Annotated in this window: 21 protein-coding genes; 9 read left to right on the forward strand and 12 right to left on the reverse strand. The window is 69.0% G+C overall.

Annotated elements, in window-relative coordinates:
• The 3 genes from E6N53_RS00005 to E6N53_RS00015 all read right to left on the reverse strand — a co-directional run.
• On the reverse strand, positions 1 to 926 hold a 926-nt coding region (locus E6N53_RS00005; protein ID WP_142855901.1), incomplete at its 3' end, for an AMP-binding protein.
• Positions 927 to 990: 64 nt separating this feature from the next.
• Positions 991 to 1,518 carry a gamma carbonic anhydrase family protein gene (locus E6N53_RS00010; RefSeq protein WP_201741047.1) on the reverse strand — a complete coding sequence of 176 codons (528 nt, stop codon included), beginning with the start codon at positions 1,516 to 1,518 and terminating at the stop codon, positions 991 to 993.
• A 42-nt stretch (positions 1,519 to 1,560) separates the two neighbouring features.
• Complete coding sequence (locus E6N53_RS00015; protein ID WP_142855903.1) at positions 1,561 to 2,712, reverse strand: MFS transporter; 1,152 nt, start codon at positions 2,710 to 2,712, stop codon at positions 1,561 to 1,563.
• Positions 2,713 to 2,799: 87 nt separating this feature from the next.
• On the opposite strand from E6N53_RS00015, the gene E6N53_RS00020 reads away from it, so the two are divergent.
• Entirely contained in the window at positions 2,800 to 3,207 is a 408-nt protein-coding gene (locus E6N53_RS00020) for a universal stress protein (RefSeq protein ID WP_136588421.1), read from the forward strand.
• A gap of 106 nt (positions 3,208 to 3,313) precedes the next feature.
• Here the strand turns inward: E6N53_RS00020 and E6N53_RS00025 are convergent, their stop codons facing one another.
• The 7 genes from E6N53_RS00025 to E6N53_RS00055 all read right to left on the reverse strand — a co-directional run bounded on the left by E6N53_RS00025 (position 3,314) and on the right by E6N53_RS00055 (position 9,808).
• Complete coding sequence (locus E6N53_RS00025; protein ID WP_136588422.1) at positions 3,314 to 3,739, reverse strand: Rieske (2Fe-2S) protein; 426 nt, start codon at positions 3,737 to 3,739, stop codon at positions 3,314 to 3,316.
• 52 nt (positions 3,740 to 3,791) lie between these two features.
• On the reverse strand, positions 3,792 to 4,724 hold the full coding sequence (locus tag E6N53_RS00030; RefSeq protein ID WP_142855905.1) for an ABC transporter substrate-binding protein: 933 nt from the start codon (positions 4,722 to 4,724) through the stop codon (positions 3,792 to 3,794).
• A 67-nt stretch (positions 4,725 to 4,791) separates the two neighbouring features.
• Positions 4,792 to 5,781, reverse strand: coding sequence for an aminotransferase class IV (locus tag E6N53_RS00035; protein ID WP_142855908.1), 990 nt, complete (start codon positions 5,779 to 5,781; stop codon positions 4,792 to 4,794).
• Positions 5,778 to 6,350 (reverse strand): anthranilate synthase component II, encoded by a 573-nt coding sequence (locus E6N53_RS00040; protein WP_136588425.1) that lies wholly within the window; start codon positions 6,348 to 6,350, stop codon positions 5,778 to 5,780. The genes E6N53_RS00035 and E6N53_RS00040 overlap by 4 nt, the downstream gene beginning before the upstream one ends.
• Positions 6,347 to 7,903, reverse strand: a complete 1,557-nt coding sequence (gene pabB, locus E6N53_RS00045) for an aminodeoxychorismate synthase, component I (protein WP_142855911.1) — start codon at positions 7,901 to 7,903, stop codon at positions 6,347 to 6,349. The genes E6N53_RS00040 and pabB overlap by 4 nt, the downstream gene beginning before the upstream one ends.
• Before the next feature lie 78 nt (positions 7,904 to 7,981).
• Positions 7,982 to 8,872: a helix-hairpin-helix domain-containing protein gene (locus tag E6N53_RS00050; protein ID WP_142855914.1), complete on the reverse strand. Its 891-nt coding sequence runs from the start codon at positions 8,870 to 8,872 to the stop codon at positions 7,982 to 7,984.
• Positions 8,873 to 9,007: 135 nt separating this feature from the next.
• A complete protein-coding gene (locus E6N53_RS00055) occupies positions 9,008 to 9,808 on the reverse strand; it encodes a shikimate dehydrogenase (protein ID WP_142857200.1) in 801 nt (266 codons plus the stop codon).
• 91 nt (positions 9,809 to 9,899) lie between these two features.
• Here E6N53_RS00055 and E6N53_RS00060 point away from each other — a divergent pair, with 91 nt between their 5' ends.
• From E6N53_RS00060 to E6N53_RS00085, 6 genes are all read left to right on the forward strand, one after another.
• The gene (locus tag E6N53_RS00060) at positions 9,900 to 10,820 is read left to right on the forward strand and encodes a calcium/sodium antiporter (RefSeq protein WP_142855917.1); all 921 of its coding nucleotides are present in this window, start codon (positions 9,900 to 9,902) and stop codon (positions 10,818 to 10,820) included.
• Positions 10,821 to 10,898: 78 nt separating this feature from the next.
• A complete protein-coding gene (locus tag E6N53_RS00065; protein ID WP_142855919.1) occupies positions 10,899 to 12,248 on the forward strand; it encodes a sodium:calcium antiporter in 1,350 nt (449 codons plus the stop codon).
• A gap of 69 nt (positions 12,249 to 12,317) precedes the next feature.
• Positions 12,318 to 13,715, forward strand: a complete 1,398-nt coding sequence (locus E6N53_RS00070; RefSeq protein ID WP_142855922.1) for a D-aminoacyl-tRNA deacylase — start codon at positions 12,318 to 12,320, stop codon at positions 13,713 to 13,715.
• A gap of 89 nt (positions 13,716 to 13,804) precedes the next feature.
• Complete coding sequence (gene ftsZ / locus E6N53_RS00075; RefSeq protein WP_136588431.1) at positions 13,805 to 14,938, forward strand: cell division protein FtsZ; 1,134 nt, start codon at positions 13,805 to 13,807, stop codon at positions 14,936 to 14,938.
• A gap of 134 nt (positions 14,939 to 15,072) precedes the next feature.
• Entirely contained in the window at positions 15,073 to 15,246 is a 174-nt protein-coding gene (locus E6N53_RS00080; protein ID WP_103424677.1) for a protein translocase SEC61 complex subunit gamma, read from the forward strand.
• A 2-nt stretch (positions 15,247 to 15,248) separates the two neighbouring features.
• On the forward strand, positions 15,249 to 15,701 hold the full coding sequence (locus tag E6N53_RS00085; RefSeq protein ID WP_136602030.1) for a transcription elongation factor Spt5: 453 nt from the start codon (positions 15,249 to 15,251) through the stop codon (positions 15,699 to 15,701).
• Between the two features lie 185 nt (positions 15,702 to 15,886).
• Here the strand turns inward: E6N53_RS00085 and E6N53_RS00090 are convergent, their stop codons facing one another.
• Positions 15,887 to 16,189, reverse strand: a complete 303-nt coding sequence (locus E6N53_RS00090; protein ID WP_136588433.1) for a DUF7565 family protein — start codon at positions 16,187 to 16,189, stop codon at positions 15,887 to 15,889.
• Positions 16,190 to 16,411: 222 nt separating this feature from the next.
• Here E6N53_RS00090 and E6N53_RS00095 point away from each other — a divergent pair, with 222 nt between their 5' ends.
• Entirely contained in the window at positions 16,412 to 17,146 is a 735-nt protein-coding gene (locus E6N53_RS00095; RefSeq protein WP_142857202.1) for a PHP-associated domain-containing protein, read from the forward strand.
• A gap of 36 nt (positions 17,147 to 17,182) precedes the next feature.
• Here the strand turns inward: E6N53_RS00095 and E6N53_RS00100 are convergent, their stop codons facing one another.
• On the reverse strand, positions 17,183 to 17,734 hold the full coding sequence (locus E6N53_RS00100) for a metal-dependent hydrolase (protein WP_136588434.1): 552 nt from the start codon (positions 17,732 to 17,734) through the stop codon (positions 17,183 to 17,185).
• Positions 17,735 to 17,841: 107 nt separating this feature from the next.
• Here E6N53_RS00100 and E6N53_RS00105 point away from each other — a divergent pair, with 107 nt between their 5' ends.
• Positions 17,842 to 18,942, forward strand: a complete 1,101-nt coding sequence (locus E6N53_RS00105) for a pyridoxal phosphate-dependent aminotransferase (protein WP_142855924.1) — start codon at positions 17,842 to 17,844, stop codon at positions 18,940 to 18,942.
• Positions 18,943 to 18,966: the final 24 nt, after the last annotated feature.

Below are 18,966 nucleotides of genomic sequence, written 5' to 3' on the forward strand. Positions count from 1 at the left end.
TCTTTGGCGCACTGCATCTGCACGCCCGCGTGGGTGTGGACGATTCCCTTGGGCTTGCCCGTGGTGCCCGACGAGTACAGCAGCATCGACTCCTGGTTCGAGGGGAGCGATTTGGTGTCGTACGCGTCGTCTTGCGTCTCGACGGCGTCGGCGAACCACTCGTCTCGGTCGCGCATCGAAATGTCGGCGTCGTCGCCGAGGCGGTCGTAGACGACCGTGTGTTCGACGTAGCCCGCTTCCTCAATGGCGTCGTCCGCACTCTCTTTGAGGGTGAGGGGCTTACCGCGGCGGTAGAAGCCATCTCCCGTAAAGAGGACCGAACACTCCGAATCCTCGATTCTCGTCGCCGTGGCGTCGACGCCGAAGCCCGAGAAGATGGGGACGGCGATGGCACCGACTTTGAAACAGCCGTAGAGGATGGAGATGACCTCGGGGACCATCGGCATGTAGAGGCCGACGGTGTCGCCGGTGTCGATGCCGACTGATTCGAGATAGTTGGCGACCTTGTTGGACTGGCGGGCGAGTTCGTGGTAGGTTATCTCTCTGATGTCGCCGGGTTCACCCTCCCAGATGCAGGCGACGGTGTTTCTCTTCTCGGCGTCGGCGGCGGCGTGGCGGTCGACGACGTTGTGTGCGAGGTTGAGTTCGCCACCAGGGTACCACTCGGAGAACTGCGGGCCGTCAGAGTCGTCGCGGACTCGGTCGTACTCGGTGTAAAAGTCGATGTCGAGGTAGTCGGGGAGGGTGTCCCAGAACCACTCGACGCCGGAGTCGTCGACGCCTTCGAGATTGGTGGTCGTGCGTTCGATGAGTTCGTCGTAGTCGGCGATTCCATACTCGCGCATGAACTCGGAGACGTTGGTGGAGTCGACGAACTCCGCGCTCGGTTCGTGGACGATGGTCTCTTGCTGTTGCTGGCCGGACATGGCGTATGCGGGAAGATGACGCGCAACTCACTAAGAGCTACCGAAAACCCGGCATGTCACCGAGTCACTCGAACCGCCCGGTCTCTTTGTACCCCCGACTGAGTTCGACGTAGTGTTCGTGGACGCGGTCGATTTCGTCGCGCTGGTCGTCGCTGAGGGGCTTCGTCTGTGCGGGTGCGCCGTAGGCGAGGTGGCCTTCGGGGACGGTCTGCCCCTGGAGGACGACCGCGCCGGCGGCGACGATACAGTTCGACTCGACGATTGCGTCGCGGAGGACACAGCTGTTCATACCGACGAGCGAGTGGTCCTCGACGGTGGCGTAGTCGACGACGACACTGTGGCCGACGGTGACGTCGTTCCCGATGTCCGCGCCGTGTAGCATCGAGAACTCCTGAACGTTCGTCTCGTCGCCGACGATGACGCCCCCGCTCCCGCCGTCACCACGGAGACAGGTAAACGGCCAGAGGCTCGCGCGCTCGCCGACGGCGACCTCACCGACGAGATACGAGAGTCGCGAGACGAACGCCGAGTCGGCGACCACAGGAGTGTGTCCGAACAGCGATTCGCGCAGGGCGTCCTCGGAGTGAGACATACGCGTCCTGCTCACTGAAGGGCGATAAAACCGAAGGTCAGCTCAGGCCGGCCGGGCGAGTCGCCAGCGCGTCGTCGCGACCACGACGACCAGTCCGACCATCGCGGGGACGAGTAGCCGCATCCCGGTCACGATGTCGACGCGTTCGGCGACGACGCCGACGACGAGCGGTGCGGCGGTGATGCCCACGTAGTTCGCTCCGGTCGCGATGGCGTTGACCGGGCCGCTGTACTCCGCGGCGCTGTCGATGCCGAACGCCGACAGCGTGGGGAAGAAGCCGGCGACGACGAATCCGAGCGCGAGCGCCCCGGCCGCGAGGACGACCCACGAGCGAGCGGTGAACGCGAGGGCGGTGACGGGGACGCCGACGACGGCGAGGCCGAGGACGAGTGTCAGCGGTGCGAGGCGGTCACACAGGTGGCTGTAGAGCAGTCGGGCGGGGATGTACGTGACGAGGAACGCCGAGAGCAGGACGTTCGCCCGTGTCCGCGGGACGAACTCCCCGGCGTAGTAGGCGAACCACGCGAACATCGTCCCCTCGATGGAGCCACTGAGGACGAGCGCGGTGGCCATTCCCAGGACGGCGGGCCGCGAGAGGAGCTCGCGCACGGCAGCGAGCGAGATGTTCTGCTCGTTGCGCATCTCGCGCGGTGGTGTCGCCCGCCAGAGCAGGACCACGACGGGCAGCAACGGCAAAAGGAGGAACACGAACGTCATCCGCCAGTCGGTCACGGAGAGGACCCAGTTGACGAACAGGGGGCCGACGGTCGCGCCGACGGCCCACGTGAGCGCGTAGAGGTTGAACAGTCGACCGCGCGCGTCGGGGTAGAGGTGCCCGAGCAGCGGGCGGTCGAGCGCCCGGACGGCACCGATGCCGAGTCCCTGCAGGAGGAACGAACCGACGAGCACCCAGTACGACTGGACGAGTGCGAGCGACGCGAGCGAGCAGACCGTGAGACCGACCCCGACGAGGAGCGCGCGCCTGACCCTCACGCGTCCGGCGTTCATCCCGAGGAGGAGTACTGCGAGGAGTAATCCGACAGTCGCGGCGGGAGCGACCGCGCCGAGCAAGCTCTGTGAGACCCCGAACGACCGCTCGAAGCTCGCGAGGAGCGGCCCGCGCGTCTGCGAGACGACGCCGTGGCAAGCGACGAAGGAGAAGATGGCGACGGTCCACCGCGTGCGGGTCTTCATCGTCTGTCGCTCGTCCGGTGGGTGCTAAAATCGTTTGTTCGCTCCGCGACGGCGTGATTTATGTGCACACCTCCCCAAACGTGAGGCGTGTACCGAGTACTCCTTGCGGTCAGTGACGATGACGACCAAGCACGCGAACAGGCGGACTTCGTCGCCTCCCTGCCTGGAACTGACGAACTCGACGTCACGGTGACGCACGCGTACGACGAGTCGGGCGAACGCGACCCCCACGGGGACCCACTGCCTCCAGAGGAGAGCACGGGTGTCCAGGCCGCTCGAGCCCGGCTGGCAGAGGCAGGACTCACCGTCGAGACGCGCGAGACGTACCAGCCCGTCGCCGAGGGAATCGTCGACCTCGCGGCGGACATCGATGCCGACCTCGTGGTCGTCGGGGCACGGAAACGGACACCGATCGGCAAGGCGGTGTTCGGCAGCGTCACGCAGTCGGTTGTCTTAGACTCCCCAGTCCCGGTGACCGTGGTCGGTGTCGAGTGAGGCGTCGCCCCGCCAGCGGGCCCGGGAACCGCGGTAGCATGGGAGGAACTCCCTGACGCCGAGACGACACGGAACGTCCAGTCGAGGCGGTCGCCGACGCTTCGACTCACCCGCCGAACCCGATCCGACTCCCCGACGATTGGGGCTGGTCGTCCGCCTCGCCGAGGTGCGCAACGGTGTAGCCGTCCTCGGCGACGAACACCTCCCCGTCGTCGACCGCGACGTCGACGGTCGCGAGGTAGGCCCCTTCACACGGACCGAAGTTACAGTAGCCAGAGTCGGACTCGAACGTCGCAGCGTGTTTCTGACAGACGATTTCGTCGTTCCGCACGAGCGCACCCGACCCGTTGTCGAGCCGGACGTCGGTCCAATGTTGACAATAGTTCTTGTACGCAGCCACCTCGCCATCGAGCCGGGTGAGGATGACCTCTTCGAGGTCGTCGCCGCTCTCGTTCGCGTTCCGCACGGTGACCAGGAGCGTCCCGTCCGCGGGGACGTCCTCGAGCGACGCGACGTGCCGGTCGTCGTCCATACGCGGCCTTGGGAGGGGACGTAATCAATCGTTGCGGTCTCGCCGCGACGACTCAGTCGAGGAGGGCGTTCGTGTACAGCGCGTCGACGTCGATTTCGTCCGCAGAGAGCCGGTCACCGTCGAGCGTCTGGACGAGCGACTCGTCCGCCAGCCACTCGACGAACGCGGCCCACCGCTCGCGGCGCATCCGCCCCCACGTCCCGTCTTCGAGGTAGGCGTCGGCGATACGCCGCTGGCTCTCTCTGAGGAACGTCTCGTCGTCCAGTCCGGGACCCTCGGCGGTGTCACCGAGTATCGCCGCAGCCCCGTCTGGGTCGGCCGCCGCGAACTCGTACCCTCGACGGGTCGCGTCGAGGAACCGTTCGAGGTCGTCGCCCCTGTCGTCGATGCGGTCGGGGTGGGCGAGCATCACGGGGGTGTAGCCGTAGGGGACGCCGTAGTCGTCGAGCGCGAACGCGTTCAGGTCGACGCCGTCGCGCTCGGCTTGAACGCCCTCCCACGGCATGAACACCCAGGTGGCGTCCGCGTCGCCCTCGACGAGGGTGTTCGGGATACCCAGCTTCGGCGGGGTGAGTATCTCCAACTCGCCCCGTCCCCCGTCGTTGCGAATCAGCTGCCGTACGATGTCGTCCTCGAAGCGTGCGTCGTACGATGCGTAGGTCGAATTATCCAACTTTTTCGGTCGGTCGATTCCGCTCGATGCGAGTGTGACGATGGCGCTGGTGTCGCGCTGACAGACCGCGGCGATGGCTGTCAGCGAGGGGTAGTCGGGGTGAGTGTGGTAGCTGATAGCACTCTCGGAGGGCGCGATGGCGACAGTCGCATCGCCCCGCGCGACGCGCTTTGCGGGGGTCGTCTCGTAGTCGTCGTCGGCCGGCGAGTGAATCGCGAGGTCGACGCTGACCTCGTCGTAGTACCCCTTCGCCTGGGCGACGTAGATTCCCGTGTGGTTCGTGTTCGGCGTCCAGTCGAGCGCGAGTTTCATCGGTGGTACTACTCGGTGTAGCCGCGGTAAAAAGTGCTGGTGCGTCGGCCGGGTTCGCGTCCGGGCCTCAGTTCCCCCGCCCGACGTCCCAGCGACTGTCGACGCCGTCGGCGTGTTCGTCCCGTTCGTCGCGTCCCTCCGTCTCGGGACTCGTCCCGTAACACTCGCGTTCGACGCGCTCGTCGAACAGCCGCGAGAGCAGCGTCGTCACCGGGCCGCCGCCGCACTCGATACCGTCGACGGTTGCGACGGGTCGTAGTTCCCACGTCGTGTTCGTCACGAACACCTCGGCGGCGTTGCGGACGTCGTCGGGGGTGAACTGTCCCTCGCGGACGGGGATGTCCTCCTCGCGGGCGAGGTCGACGACGACGTCGCGGGTGACCCCGGGGAGGACCGGGCCGTCGAGCGACGGCGTACACAGCGCCTGGTCGGAGACGAAGAAGACGTTGCTCGTCGCGCCCTCGGCGACGTAGCCGTCGGTGTCGAGCACGAGCGCCTCGTCCGCTCCAGTCACGCGGAGTTCCAGCCGCGCGAGGATGCCGTTGAGGTAGTTGTGTGTCTTCGCCTTCGCGGGGATGGCGCGGTCCGGCACGCGACGCGTCTTCACCGTCTGGACCGTCGCGGGGTAGTCCCAGACCGGCGTGTGCTCGCGGCCGCCACGCGGGAGTTCCTTCACGATGACTACGACGGTCGGGTCCACGTCGGGCTTCGGGGTGAGCGTTCCGGGCTGGACGCCTCTGGTAATCGAGAGCCGGACGTACGCGTCCGCGAGGTCGTTGGCCGCCAGCGTCTCCTCGACGCGGCCGTAGAGGTCGTCGTCCGAGAGGCCGTGGTCGAGCTGGAGCACCTCGCAGGTCCCCTCGAGCCGACGGGCGTGTGCGTCCCACGCGAACACGTCACCGCCGTACGCCCGGAGCGTCTCGAACGCCGCGTCGCCGTACATGAACCCCCTGTCGCGGACCGAGACGGTCGCCTCGCTGGCCGGCACGAGGTCGCCGCCGACGTGATACAGGTATTCGTCGTCCGTCTCCGTCGCGGGCTCGGGGTCCTCCCTCATCGACACGAGTCGACGAACGCCGCCACCATCGTCTTTCCGGCGTCGGTGAGGATGCTCTCGGGGTGGAACTGGACGCCGACGTGCGGCCGCTCGGTGTGACTGACCGCCATCACGATTCGCCGTTCGTCGTCGGTCCACGCCGTCTCCACCACCGAGTCGGGCAGGTCGGCGCGCTCGACCGCGAGCGAGTGATACCGGCCCACCTCGACCGGTGAGGGGACGTCCGCGAAGAGTCCTGTCCCGTCGTGGCGCACGCGCGAGGGCTTCCCGTGGACCACCTCCGGAGCGTGACCCACTGGCGACCCGTTGGCCGCACAGAGCGCCTGGTGGCCCAGACACACCCCGAGCGTCGGGTACGAGAGGTCCCGAAAGACCGGGACCGAGACGCCCGCTTCCGCCGGCGTGCCGGGTCCCGGCGAGACGACGATACCGTCGGGGTCGAGGTCGCCGATGTCCGCGACGTCGACCGCGTCGTTTCGCCGCACGACGACGTCGGCGAACTCGCCCACGTACTGGACGAGGTTGTACGCGAAGGAGTCGTAGTTGTCGATGACGAGGACCGTGGTCATCGCGTTCCCTCCGGGCGACCGCCGTCGGCTGACACGCGCATCGTCGTCTCCGAGAGCGCCTCGTCGAGCGCGTCCACCAGCGCCTTGCCCTTCGCGAGCGTCTCCTCCCACTCCCGGTCGGGGACCGAGTCGTGGACGATGCCCGCGCCGACCCGGAGGTGATACCGCTCGCCCGTCCGGACGAGCGTGCGGATGACGATGTTCAGCGTCGCCCGGTCGTCGAAGCCGAACACGGCCATCGACCCGGTGTAGGGTCCTCGGCGCGTCGCCTCGACCTCGTCGATGATCTCCATCGTCCGCGGCTTGGGCGCGCCGGTGATGGTCCCGCCCGGGAACGTCGCGGCGACGGCGTCGACGAGCGACGTCTCCGCTCTCCGCGTCCCTTCGACGAGCGAGACGAGGTGCATCACCTCGGCGTAGCGGTCCACTCGCCGGTACTCCGACACCTCGACCGAGCCGTACTCGCACACCTTTCCGAGGTCGTTGCGTTCGAGGTCGACGAGCATCGCGTGCTCGGCGCGTTCTTTCTCGTCGGCCGTGAGGTCGCGCGCCAGCGCCGCGTCCGCCTCGGGAGTGCCCCCACGCGTCCGCGTGCCTGCGATGGGTTCCGTCTCGAGGTGAGAGCCCTCCACGCGGAGCAGGAGTTCGGGGCTCGCCGAGACGAGGTCGACGCCCGGGAACTCCAGCAGCCCCGAGTACGGCGCGGGGTTCACCCGGCGGAGCGCCGCGTACGCCGCGACGGGGTGGACGGCCGCCGGGGCGGACAGCCGCTGGGAGACGTTCGCCTGGAACGTGTCGCCGTCGCGGACGTACTCCTTGACCCGCCGGACCCGCGCTTCGAACGCCGTCTGCCCGCAGTCGCTCTCGAACTGCACCGCGTCGGCTCGCGCCGGTGCCCGCTCGTCGCCGCCGGCTCCCTCGCGTGCGCGTTCGGCGAGGTCACGGGCGCGTGCGGACGCCCGGTCGTACACCGCGTCGAGGTCGGCGGCCGATTCGACGCGCGGACACGCCGTGATGCGGAGCGTCGTCTCCCCGTCCCGGGGTTCCTCCCAGGCAGCGACGCAGTCGTACAGCCCCGCCTGCAACTGCGGCAGGTCCCTGTCGTCGTCGGTCGTCTCGGGCAGCGACTCCAGTTCGCGAGCCACGTCGTACGACAGCCAGCCGAACCACCCACAGGGGAAGGGGACGTCACAGTCCCCTCGGGCGAGCGTCTCCTGGGACAAGAGGCCCGCGAGCGTCGAGAGCGTCGGCGAGCGGGCCGCCGCGGTGGCGACGTCGTCGCGACCGCCGTCCTCGGCAGCGCCGGTCGTGCGTTCTTTGACCACCGCGTCGGCCCCGACGCGCAGTCGCTGTTCGGGTTCGGTCGCGAAGTAGCCCCAGCCCGCCTGCCCACCGGTCGTCTCGAGGAAGACGCCGCCCGGTCCGGTCCGCGCCCGGCGGTACGCCTCGAAGGGGTCGTCGACCGCGACGCGAACCTCGACGGGGACGCGCGCGCCAGACGGCGCGGCCTCGGCCGTCTCGCGGAACGCCTCCCGTCCGGTCACCGATTCCATATCAGTGTGGAACTGGCCGACCTAAGTAACGGTTTCGTGACGCGGTCCGACGCAGACGTCCGCGCCGCCGCGGGCGGGTTAGTACTCTTTGGCCCGGTCGATCCACCGCGAGACGCGCTTCGGGGAGACGTCTATCTCCTCGGCCACCTCGTCGGCGTCCGCGGCGGCCAGCGCCGCGACGGTGTCGATTCCGACGTCGTCGAGTCGGCGGGCATACGCCGGGCCGATTCCTTTCAGCACCTCGGGCGACTCCTGTGCCTCCGCCGTCGGGGCGTCGGACGCGTCGTCCGCCGCCTCCTCGACGGTCTCCCCCTCGTCGGTCGCGACCGCTTCCGCGGGCTCGGCTGCGGTGTCGACGTCGTCGGTCGCGTCGACCGCACCCGTCTCGTCTTCGTCGTCGGCTTCGTCGGCTTCGCCGTCGTCCGCTTCCGGCTCCGCCTCCGCGTCTGCATCTCCCTCGTCGTGCGTCGCTTCCGCGTCCTCGATCTCGTCCATCGCCTCGACGGCGGCGTCGACGGCCTCGGCGGGTTCGGTCGCCTCGTCGGCGGTGTGTTCGTCGACCATCGACCCGGTCGAAGCGCTCGCGTCCGTCCCGGCGGCGACGGCCTCCTCGGTCTCGGGAGGCTCGGTGTCGACGTCGCTGTCGCCGTCCGAGTCGCCGCCGACGGCGACGGCTTCGGCGGGCTCTGCGGCACCCTCGTCGGCGTCGGTGTCGACCATCGACCCGGTCGAGGCACTTGCGTCCGTCCCGGCGGCGACGGCGTCGTCTTCGGCCGTCTCGTCCGCGTCGACGGCTTCGTCCGCGGGCGCTTTCACCGCCTCTTCTGACGCTGTCTCCGGTTCCGGTTCCGGTTCCGGTTCCGCTGCGTCGCGCGTGTCGCGCTCGACGGTCACGCCGACGTCGTCGTCGCCGCGGTGGTTGCCGTCGCCCAGCCCGAGGAGCGACTTGATGCTGTCGAGCAGGCCCATTACCGACCCGCCCCCGTCGTGTCACGTTCCGCGTGTTCCTTCCAGGCCCGTGTCATGCTTCGCCCTACGCCCGCCCGTATTTAAAACCCTTCGTCGGATTCGTACCTTCCGTCGCGCGGTTCGGCGCGCCGTCGCTCACGAGAGTCGCGCGCGCAGCGCTCCGTTCATCGCGTCGACTGGTGCGTCCTCTCCGGTCCACCGCTCGAAGGCCTCAACCCCCTGGAACAACAGCATCCACGCCCCGTCGATGGTGGTCGCGCCGGCCTCGGCCGCCTCGCGCAGGAGCCGCGTTTCGACGGGGCTGTACACCGCGTCCAGGACGGCGAGGGCCGGATGGAGCACCTCGCGCGGGACGGGCGACTCGTCGGACTCCATGCCGACGCTCGTCGCGTTGACGAGCACGTCCGCGTCCCGCACGCGGTCGAGCGTGTCGAGCCCACCCGCCGAGACCCCACCCACGGCGTCGGCGAGTTCTGCGGCCGTTTCGGCGGTCCGGTTGGCGATGTGGACGTCACACCCCGAGTCCGCGAGGGCGAACGCGACCGCTCGCCCCGCGCCGCCAGCGCCGACCACGACGGCGTCGCGTCCGTCGAGGGGAACGTCGTGGTGGGCGAACGAGCGGGTCACCCCCGCCGCGTCCGTGTTGTACCCCCGCGGCCGCTCGCCGGTGAAGTCGACAGTGTTGACCGCGCCGATACGCGCCGCGAGGGGGTCGGGGTCGACGAGGTCGAGGACGCGCTGTTTGAACGGGATGGTGACGTTCAGCCCGGTGACACCGAGCGCGTCGGCACCGTCGATGGCCCGACCGATGTCGTCGACGGCCGGTTCGAACGTGACGTACCGTGCGTCGATGCCGAGCGCGTCGTACGCGGCCTCGTGCATCGGCGGCGACAGCGAGTGACCGACGGGGTTGCCGACGAGTCCGAACACCTGCATACTCATGCGTCGGCGGTGTCGGCCCCGGGATAAAAACGGTGTGTTCCCCGCTGTCAGGCGAGGTTTTCTACACCGACGTGATAGAGAGGGTATGCTCTCTGACCAGGTGGGCCACGCCGTGCTCGTTCTCGCCGGCGTCGCCGGCCTCTATCTCGGCGCCGAGGCGCTCGTTCGCGGGGCCGTCCGACTCGCGCTCGGTATCGGCCTCCGTGCGGCCGTCGTCGGCGTCACCGTCGTCGCCTTCGCCACGACCACTCCCGAACTGTTCGTCGCGGTGCTCGCGGGTGCGGGCTACTCTCCCGCCCTCGGCCTCGGGGCCGTCGTCGGCTCGAACATCGCCAACGTCGGCCTCGTCCTCGGCGTCGCCGCGCTCGTCCGTCCCTTCGCGGTCGACGCCGAGGTACTCCGCCGGCACGTCCCGTTCATGCTCGGTGCGACCGCCCTCCTGGTGGTGCTCGCGGCCGACGGTCGCATCACTGCCGTCGACGGCGCGGTTCTCGTCGCGGCGCTCGCGGCGTTCACCCTCTCGCTCCTGCTCCGGTCGCACGGCCGCGGGCTCTCCGCCCGCTCGGCAGCCCCGCGGGACGTCCTCCTCGTGGTGGTCGGCCTCGTCTTCCTCTTGCTGGGCGCACGCGCGCTCATCGAGGGCGGGACGGGCCTCCTCGCCGGCTTCGGCATCGCCCCGCGAATCGTCGGCCTGACCGTCCTCGCGCTCGGCACCTCCCTGCCCGAACTGGCCACGTCGGTGGTGAGCGCCCGCCGCGACGAGGGGACCGTCAGTGTCGCGAACGTCGTCGGGTCGAACATCTACAACGTGCTCGCGGTGCTCGGCGTGCTCGCGCTGTTCGTCCCGGTCGAGGTCCCCGCGTCGGTCGTGACCGTCGACCTCCCCGTCCTCGTCGCGTTCACCCTCGGCGGGGTCGCACTCATGGTTCACCGCCGCGACGTCTCCCGGCTCGACGGGACGCTGCTGCTCGGTGGCTACGTCGCCTTCGTCGCCTTCTTGTTCTGAGCGCCGCGGACGGCCGTCACCGTGCCGTCCTGGGCCGATGCGAAAGGTGTAACCTTCCCGCTCGTCCTTGTCCGCACGATGACGTCGCGACTCCGCCACCCTCTCACGGCTGTCGGGTTCGCCGCCCTGCTCACGCTCCCGTGGCTCGGGTTGCACACCCTTCTTGGCTCTCCGCTCACGACCGTGCAGACCGTCTCGCTCAGCGGCCTGAGCGTGCTCGGTGCCTCGTTCCTCCTCGCGTGGGGCGCTGAGACCGCCGAGGAGGACGTCCCCCGAGCGTTCGCCCTCGCCATCCTCGCGGTCCTCGCTGTCGCCCCGGAGTACGCCGTCGACGCCCTCTACGCGTGGGAAGCAGGCGTCGACCCCGGCTCGCCTGCCTCCCAGGAGGCCGCCAGCCTCGCTGTCGCGAACATGACCGGCGCCAACCGTATCCTCATCGGTATCGGCTGGTCCGCCATCGCCGTGTTCACCATCCTCCGCGTCAAGAAGACGCGCGACCAGGCCGTCGAGACGCGAAACGGCCTCCTCGCCGACCGTGTCCGCCTCGACAGGTCGGTCTCGCTCGAGATATTCTTCCTCTTCGCCGCGACGCTCTTCGCCTTCCTCGTCCCGCTGGGCCCCGGTATCGGTGTCGTCGACATGTTCGTCCTCGTGGGGCTGTACGTGGTCTACATCTTCGTGGCGCTCAACTCCCCGCACGAGGAGACCGAACAGGTCGGCGTCCCCGCGTACCTCCAGGACCAGACGAAATCCCGACGGGTCGCGACCGCCGTGGGGCTGTTCGTCTTCTCGGGTGCGACCATCCTCCTCGCCGTCGAGCCGTTCGCACACGGCCTCGAAGCGCTCGGGACGCAGGTCGGCATCCCCCCCTTCTTGATGATCCAGTGGGTCGCACCGCTCGCCTCCGAATCGCCCGAACTCATCGTCGTCGCCGTCCTCGTCAACAAGGCGCGCTCCACCGCGGGGTTCAACGCGCTCATCTCCTCGAAGCTCAACCAGTGGACACTCCTCATCGGGACGCTCGTGGTCGTCTACAGCGTCTCGCTCGGCTTCTACGGCGCGCTCCCGCTCGACACCCACCAGGCGGCCGAGATCTGGCTCACGGCGGCGCAGTCGCTGTTCGCACTCGCCATCCTCATCACGTTCACCATCTCCCTCCGCGAGGCGGTCGCACTGCTCGGGCTGTTCCTGGCCCAGTTGGTCTACTCCGTCGCCGGCGTCGCGCCGACGCTCACGCTCCCCGTCGTGGGGCGGGTCGTCGCAGACAACCTGTTCGCCCTCCACGCGTTCACCGTCGTCTACGTCGTCCTCGCCGCGGTCCTCGTCGTCACCCGCTGGCAGCACGTCGTGTTCCTCGTCCGCAGCGCCCGTCGCCGCGTCGAACCCGACCAGCCTGGCGGCGTCGCCCCGGGCTACCCCGAGGACTGACGACCAGCGCCGGGCGGTAGTCGGCCGGAACCCGACGCGCTTTTGCCGGTCTCGTTCCTCGCCCCGACCGTGATTGGGCTCGTCGTCAGCCGCGCCGACCGCGCCTCCGAACACGTCGGTGAGCACCTCCTCGACCTCGTCCCCTGGGACGAACGCGAGGACGACTCGCGCGACGCGGAAGCGGGCGGCGGGACGTACTACACCCGCCCCGGGTTCGAGTTGCGCACCTTCGATGCACTCCACCTCCACCTCGACGGGGTCGCCAGCGCCTTTGCCGACCCCTCGCTCGTCTGTTTCCTCTCGCGACACTCCGGGGAGACCGGCCCCCTGCTCTCGGCGCACTTCACGGGGAACTTCGGCCCCGCGGAGTACGGTGGGGGCGACGGCGAGTTGGCGCGGGCGTGTCCGGCCGCGCAGCAGGCCGTCGTCGCGGCGCTCGCGGACCACGCGCCCGACGGGTACGGGGTCGGCATCGAGTGCACCCACCACGGTCCCTCCGACGTCGGCGCGCCGTCGATGTTCGTCGAACTCGGGTCGAGCGACGCGGAGTGGGACGACCCCGCCGGGGCCCGCGCCGTCGCGCGGGCGGTGCTCGACCTCGACGGGGCCGCGGCCGACCACGTCGACGGGGCGCGGACCCGACACGTCGTCGGCTTCGGCGGTGGCCACTACGCCCCGCGGTTCGCACGCGTCGTCCGCGAGACCGACTGGGCCGTCGGCCACGTCGGCGCGGACTGGCCGCTCGAGGCGATGGGGCCCGTCGGCGACAACCACGACGTGCTCCGGGCGGCCTTCGAGGAGAGCGCCGCGGACCTCGCGCTCGTCGACGGGGACCGCCCGCGACTCGTCGACGCCGTCGAATCCCTCGGCTACCGGGTCGTGAGCGAGACGTACCTCCGCGCTACGGACGGGGTCCCGCGGTCGCTCGCCGACCGCGTCGAGGACGGACTGGGGCCCGTCGACGAGGGGGTACGCTTTGGGGCGCACGCCCGGGTCGGTGCCGGGAATCGGACGTCGGACGCGTCCGAGCGGCCAGCCGTCGCCTTCGACGTCGCCGACCTCTCGCGGGAATTCGTCGACGCGGCCCTCGGTGTCGACGCCGCCGCGGCGCGGGCGGCCGTCGCAGACCACACTGTCGCCTTCCACACCGAGGAGAACGGGCGGCGACCGACCGGACGCGTGGCGCTTCCGACCGCCGCCGACGCCGACGGGGTCTCGGCGTCGTTCGACCGCCTCGTCGACGCCATCTGTAACCTCCTCCGGACGCGCTACGACGAGGTGTCCCGGGAGGACGAGGCCGTCGTCGCTCGCGAGCGCGCGTTCGACGCGGCGGCCGCTGCCGACCTCGGCGTTCCCGAGGGCCCGGCGTTCGGCCGACTCGCCGGCGGGGAACCCGTCGAGGTCGACGGCCGGGAGGTCACACCCGAAGACGTCCATCGCGACAGAACGGTTCGGTTCTCGGTATAATCGGCGAAATCGCCCCAGATGCCGTCAGACGGGCGTATGACGCAGGGGGAAAGGTAATGAGGCTCCGTCGGGAAGGGGTCCTCATACGTATGGACTCCATCGTCGACAGCGCGATCGAGGAGGCCGAGAAGATGGAGGATGGGACGACAAACGGTGTCGACGATCCATCGTCTTCGACTGGGCCAACGGGAACGATGACTGACGAACAACTCCAGGACGTCCTCAAGGACCTCCAGACCAACATCACCGTCGTCGGCTGCGGCGGGGCCGGTGGGAACACGGTCAATCGGATGGCGGAGGAGGGAATCAAGGGGGCGAAACTCGTCGCGGCCAACACGGACGTACAGCACCTCGTGAACGTGCAGGCCGACACGAAGATCCTCATCGGCGAGCAGAAGACGCAGGGGCGCGGTGCCGGGTCGCTCCCGCAGGTCGGCGAGGAGGCGGCCCTTGAGTCCCAGGAGGACATCCACGACTCCATCCAGGGCTCGGACATGGTGTTCGTCACGGCGGGTCTCGGTGGCGGGACGGGCACGGGCTCGGCCCCCGTGGTCGCGAAGGCCGCACGCGAGGCCGGCGCGCTCACCATCGCCATCGTCACGACCCCCTTCACCGCCGAGGGCGAGGTTCGGCGGACGAACGCCGAAGCGGGGCTGGAGCGGCTCCGCGACGTGGCCGACACCGTCATCGTCGTCCCGAACGACCGGCTGCTGGACGCGGTGGGGAAACTCCCCGTCAAGCAGGCGTTCAAAGTCAGTGACGAGGTGCTGATGCGTTCGGTCAAGGGCATCACGGAGCTCATCACGAAGCCCGGCCTCGTCAACCTCGACTTCGCCGACGTCAAGACGGTCATGGAGCGCGGCGGCGTCGCCATGATCGGCCTCGGCGAGTCCGACTCCGAGCAGAAGGCACAGGACTCGGTCAAGAGCGCGCTCCGCTCTCCCCTCCTGGACGTGGACATCTCCGGCGCGAACTCCGCGCTGGTGAACGTCACGGGCGGGTCGGACATGAGCATCGAGGAGGCCGAGGGCGTCGTCGAGGAGATCTACGAGCGCATCGACCCCGAGGCGCGCATCATCTGGGGGACCTCTATCGACGAGGAGCTCGACGGCTCGATGCGGACGATGATCGTCGTCACCGGCGTCGACTCGCCGCAGATCTACGGCCGGACCGACGTCCAGCCGCAGGCCGGCACCGCCGACGACATCGACTTCGTCGAGTAACCGGGGCGCTCGCACGCGCTTTTTGCGGGGGATTCACCGGCCAGCGACGGGCAGCGTCCGGACACGCTCGCGTCGGCGGACGCGAAGTCATCAATAGATAGAAAAAGCCCGACACCCTAGCGCCGGCAACAACCATGGACGTCAAATACGATCTCACCAGCTACGTTCGCGTGCTGAAGCTCGCGTCGACGCCGTCGTGGGAGGAGTTCTCCCAGATCTCGAAGATTGCGGGTGCAGGCATCTTCCTCGTCGGCTTCCTCGGCTTCGTCATCTTCGCGGTCATGAGCTTCCTCCCCGGGGGCGTGTAGCGATGCCCATCTTCGCCGTCAAGACCACCGCGAGCCAGGAGCGAACCGTCGCCGACATGATTGCGAACCGTGAGGAGCCGGAGATTCACGCCGTCCTCGCCCCCGACTCGCTGACCTCGTACGTGATGGTCGAGGCCGACAACAACGCGGTCATCGAGCGCGTGCTGGAGGAGATTCCGCACGCCCGCGGGCTCGTCGGCTCCGGTGGGGCTGCCGGCCAGTCGTCGATGGCCGAGGTGGAGCACTTCCTCTCGCCGACGCCCGACGTCGAGGGTATCGCCGAGGGCGACATCGTCGAACTCGTCTCCGGGCCGTTCAAAGGCGAGAAGGCCCGCGTTCAGCGAATCGACGAGGGCAAAGACCAGGTCACCGTCGAACTGTACGAGGCGACCGTGCCGATTCCCGTCACCGTCCGCGGCGACCAGATTCGCGTGCTCGACAGCGAGGAGCGGTAGCTCCTCGGGCCGTACGAACGGCGCGTCGCGCCGTGAGTAGATTCCCAAGAACGCGTCAGCGTTCTTCGACGTCCGTTTCACGTCGTTCACGAGGCCCAGCGACCGCTCTCGACGACCGGCCCCGTGTGCCGTCTCCCGGCCCCACAGCACGGCCACCGGGTGTCCGTTCTCGGGCCGGTCGCCCGTCAGAGCCGTCCATTGGCTTCGAGCCTGTCGGCCACCGTCGAGACGTCGACCGTCGCCTCGACCGCCGCCCGGATCGTCTCGCGCTCGCGGATGTCGTCCGGACCCGCGTCGTACGCCCGGACGTACTCCGCACGACTGTGTTCTTCGAGCGCGTGACGGATGGCGAAGTAGCCCTCGGGGACCTCCGCCGAACAGATCTCACAGACGTGCGGGTCGTGCTCTGTGGCCTGGTGGACGAGCACGTCTTCGGCGTCGGCGAAGTGCGTACCGCACCCGCGGATGGCACACTGCCAGGGGGACATGCACCCACGGTCGCGGGCGGGCGACAAAACGGTTTCGTGGCGTGCGGCGCACGGCCGGGCTCGCGACGGGACGTGGGCGAACTCGTTCCTCCCTCGAGACCCGGCTACGTGCTCCCGCCGTGACGCGATTCACCACGAATAGCAACCACTAACTTTCGACTCCCCATCGCATTGGGTGTGACGCGCGAGGCCCCGCCCGCCGAGGAGGAGACCCGGGTCGACATGCACGTGAAGATACTCGACGACCGCGTCGCCGCGCGGGCGAAAGCCCGCGGTATCGACGTCCTCGTCTACGCGCCACACTTCACCCGCCTCCCCGACATCCGTGCCCGCGCCAGCGAGTACACCGACGACGAACTGCTCGTCGTCCCCGCCCGCGAGGTGTTCACCGGGTCGTGGCGCGAGCGCAGACACGTCCTCGCCGTGGGACTCACCGACCCGATTCCCGACTTCATCACCCTCGACGCCGCCCTGGCCGAGTGTGACAGACAGGACGCGGCCGTCCTCGTCCCCCACCCCGACCTCCTGAACGTGAGCCTCGGCCTCGAGGACGTCCGGCGCTATCGCGACCGGGTCGACGGCGTCGAGCGGTACAACGCGAAGTGTCTCCCGTGGCAGAACGCGGCGATGGGGCGCGTCGCTCGGGAGGCGGGCGTGCCCGTGTTCGGGTCGTCGTACGCGCACCTCCGGCGCACGGTCGGCGAGGTGTGGACGACGTTTCGGACGCGTCTCGACGACGAGACGGACCTCGTGAGCGCCCTCCGGGACGAGGTTCCCCGGACGGTGATGCGCCGGTCGGGGGTCGGACACAGAGTCCGCGGGGCCGTCGAGTTCTCCCACCTCGGCTACGAGAACAGCTGGCAGAAGATCGATAGACTCCTCCTCTCGGGGATGGAGCCGACCCACCCCGACCACATCGCCTATCGCGGGCGATTCGACGACGTCTCGGTGTACTGAACCGTCGGTTCGGAGCGAGTAGTCGGTGCCGGGTACTCAGACGACGAGCGCGAGCCACGCGAACGACGCCATCGACGCCGTCACGAGTTCCTGCACGCCCGCGACGCCCGCGTCGAGCGGAACGGCGAGGAAGTGCACGGCACCGAGGACGGCCAGTTCGAGGGCGGTGATGACCACCGTCACCGCGTCGGCGTGTCTGTGGCTCGTCGTCACGCCCGTCGGGAAGCCGTACTCGGTCTTCGAGAAGGGGTAAAACAACGCGATGCCGCGACGGCTCCCGACGATGTCGAGGAGGTAGTGAGTCCCGACGCCGATCCAGACGAACTGGAGGTTCCCGAAGACGAAGGGGAACGCGAGAAACAGCCCCAGCACGGGGAGGTTGTGGAGGGTCTTGCGGTGCTTGCCGAAGGCCGTGTCGACGTCGGGAAAGAGCGCGCCGAGCGTCACGGGGACCGAGAGTTCGACGATGCGCGTGAGTCCCTCGACGGCGAGGGCAGTCGTCGGCTCCGTGGTCGGGTCGACGGTGAGGATGAGCCCCAGGCCGACCCCGAGGAGCACCGCGTTCAGGACGTGTCCCTTCTTGTTCACGACTCCCGGTGCAGCCGCGGGGGACTCAAGCGTTTCGCCCTCACGTGGTCGATTGATACTCACGTCCAGGACGAAAACGCCAACACCCTCCTGTGCCATCGAGGGGTATGGACTACGACGAGCCGCTGTTCTTCCACGTCATCCAGTACGCGACCAACGCGGACAGGGACGTCGTCGACATGGTGAGCGGTAACCCCGACTGGGACCCGCCCGCCGCCCTCCGGGAGGGGCTGCACGAGTACGCCGACGCGCCAACCGCGGCGTTTCAGTACCCGCCGAGTGACGGGCTCAGGGAGTTGAGAGAGGAAATCGCCGAGCGCCGGAACGTCGACGTCTCCCGCGTCATCGTCTCCATCGGCGGTGGCGAGGCGAACTACCTCGCGATGGCCCGCGCCATGGAGCGCGACACGGGCGACGAGTTCGTCCTCACCGACCCCGTCTACCCGTACTATCCGGGCAAGGCGCAGATGCTCGGCGGCCGGACGACGATGGTCCCGGTCCACGAGGACGGCCAGCTCGACATGCCCGCGATGCGCGAGGCGATCTCCGACGAGACGGCCTGTATCGTCGTGAACACGCCGAACAACCCCACCGGGGCGGTGTACCCGCGCGAGGTCATCGAGGAACTCGCCGACCTCGCGGCGGCCCACGACGCGCTCCTCGTGGTGGACGAGGTGTACGACCACTTCGACTTCTCCGGCGAGTTCGAGTCGGCGCTCACCGTCGACTCCGACCACACCGTCGTCACCTCGTCGTACTCGAAGACGTTCGCCATCACGGGCTTCCGCGTCGGCTACGCGGTGTTCCCCGAGGCGCTCGTCGAGCAGGCGCGGACCAGACACATGCTCGTCAACGTCACCGGCGCGCGCCCCTCTCAGGCGGCCGTGCTCGCGGCGCTACGGAGCGCCGGCCCCGAGTACTACGAGGGCGTCCGCGACTCGCTCCGGACCAGAATCGACGCCTTCTGTGACGCGCTCGACGCGGCCGGGGCGGACTACACCCGACCCGAGGGGGCGTTCTACGTCCTTGCGCGCTTCGACGGCTTCCCGGGCACGATGGAGAACGTGAAGCGGCTCATCGACGAGGCGGGCGTGGCCGGGATGCCAGGCGAGGCGTTCGGCGAGGCACGCGACGAGTGGATCCGCTTCGCGCTGTGTACCCCGCGGGCACAGGAAGCGGCCGAGCGACTGGCCGAGTACTTCGCCTGACCCCGTGTCGCTCCCGAGACCGAC

Origin of the sequence: Salinigranum halophilum, from assembly GCF_007004735.1 — an archaeon.
In the GTDB taxonomy this organism is placed as follows: Archaea; Halobacteriota; Halobacteria; order Halobacteriales; family Haloferacaceae; genus Salinigranum; species Salinigranum halophilum.

Excerpts from the sequence above, each read along its gene's own strand:
- E6N53_RS00010 (WP_201741047.1), bottom strand. The coding sequence starts at position 1,518 with ATGTCTCACTCCGAGGACGCCCTGCGCGAATCGCTGTTCGGACACACT.
- E6N53_RS00015 (WP_142855903.1), bottom strand. The coding sequence starts at position 2,712 with ATGAAGACCCGCACGCGGTGGACCGTCGCCATCTTCTCCTTCGTCGCT.
- E6N53_RS00025 (WP_136588422.1), bottom strand. The coding sequence starts at position 3,739 with ATGGACGACGACCGGCACGTCGCGTCGCTCGAGGACGTCCCCGCGGAC.
- E6N53_RS00030 (WP_142855905.1), bottom strand. The coding sequence starts at position 4,724 with ATGAAACTCGCGCTCGACTGGACGCCGAACACGAACCACACGGGAATC.
- E6N53_RS00035 (WP_142855908.1), bottom strand. The coding sequence starts at position 5,781 with ATGAGGGAGGACCCCGAGCCCGCGACGGAGACGGACGACGAATACCTG.
- E6N53_RS00040 (WP_136588425.1), bottom strand. The coding sequence starts at position 6,350 with ATGACCACGGTCCTCGTCATCGACAACTACGACTCCTTCGCGTACAAC.
- pabB (WP_142855911.1), bottom strand. The coding sequence starts at position 7,903 with ATGGAATCGGTGACCGGACGGGAGGCGTTCCGCGAGACGGCCGAGGCC.
- E6N53_RS00050 (WP_142855914.1), bottom strand. The coding sequence starts at position 8,872 with ATGGGCCTGCTCGACAGCATCAAGTCGCTCCTCGGGCTGGGCGACGGC.
- E6N53_RS00055 (WP_142857200.1), bottom strand. The coding sequence starts at position 9,808 with ATGCAGGTGTTCGGACTCGTCGGCAACCCCGTCGGTCACTCGCTGTCG.
- E6N53_RS00060 (WP_142855917.1), top strand. The coding sequence starts at position 9,900 with ATGCTCTCTGACCAGGTGGGCCACGCCGTGCTCGTTCTCGCCGGCGTC.
- E6N53_RS00065 (WP_142855919.1), top strand. The coding sequence starts at position 10,899 with ATGACGTCGCGACTCCGCCACCCTCTCACGGCTGTCGGGTTCGCCGCC.
- ftsZ (WP_136588431.1), top strand. The coding sequence starts at position 13,805 with ATGGACTCCATCGTCGACAGCGCGATCGAGGAGGCCGAGAAGATGGAG.
- E6N53_RS00080 (WP_103424677.1), top strand. The coding sequence starts at position 15,073 with ATGGACGTCAAATACGATCTCACCAGCTACGTTCGCGTGCTGAAGCTC.
- E6N53_RS00085 (WP_136602030.1), top strand. The coding sequence starts at position 15,249 with ATGCCCATCTTCGCCGTCAAGACCACCGCGAGCCAGGAGCGAACCGTC.
- E6N53_RS00090 (WP_136588433.1), bottom strand. The coding sequence starts at position 16,189 with ATGTCCCCCTGGCAGTGTGCCATCCGCGGGTGCGGTACGCACTTCGCC.
- E6N53_RS00095 (WP_142857202.1), top strand. The coding sequence starts at position 16,412 with ATGCACGTGAAGATACTCGACGACCGCGTCGCCGCGCGGGCGAAAGCC.
- E6N53_RS00105 (WP_142855924.1), top strand. The coding sequence starts at position 17,842 with ATGGACTACGACGAGCCGCTGTTCTTCCACGTCATCCAGTACGCGACC.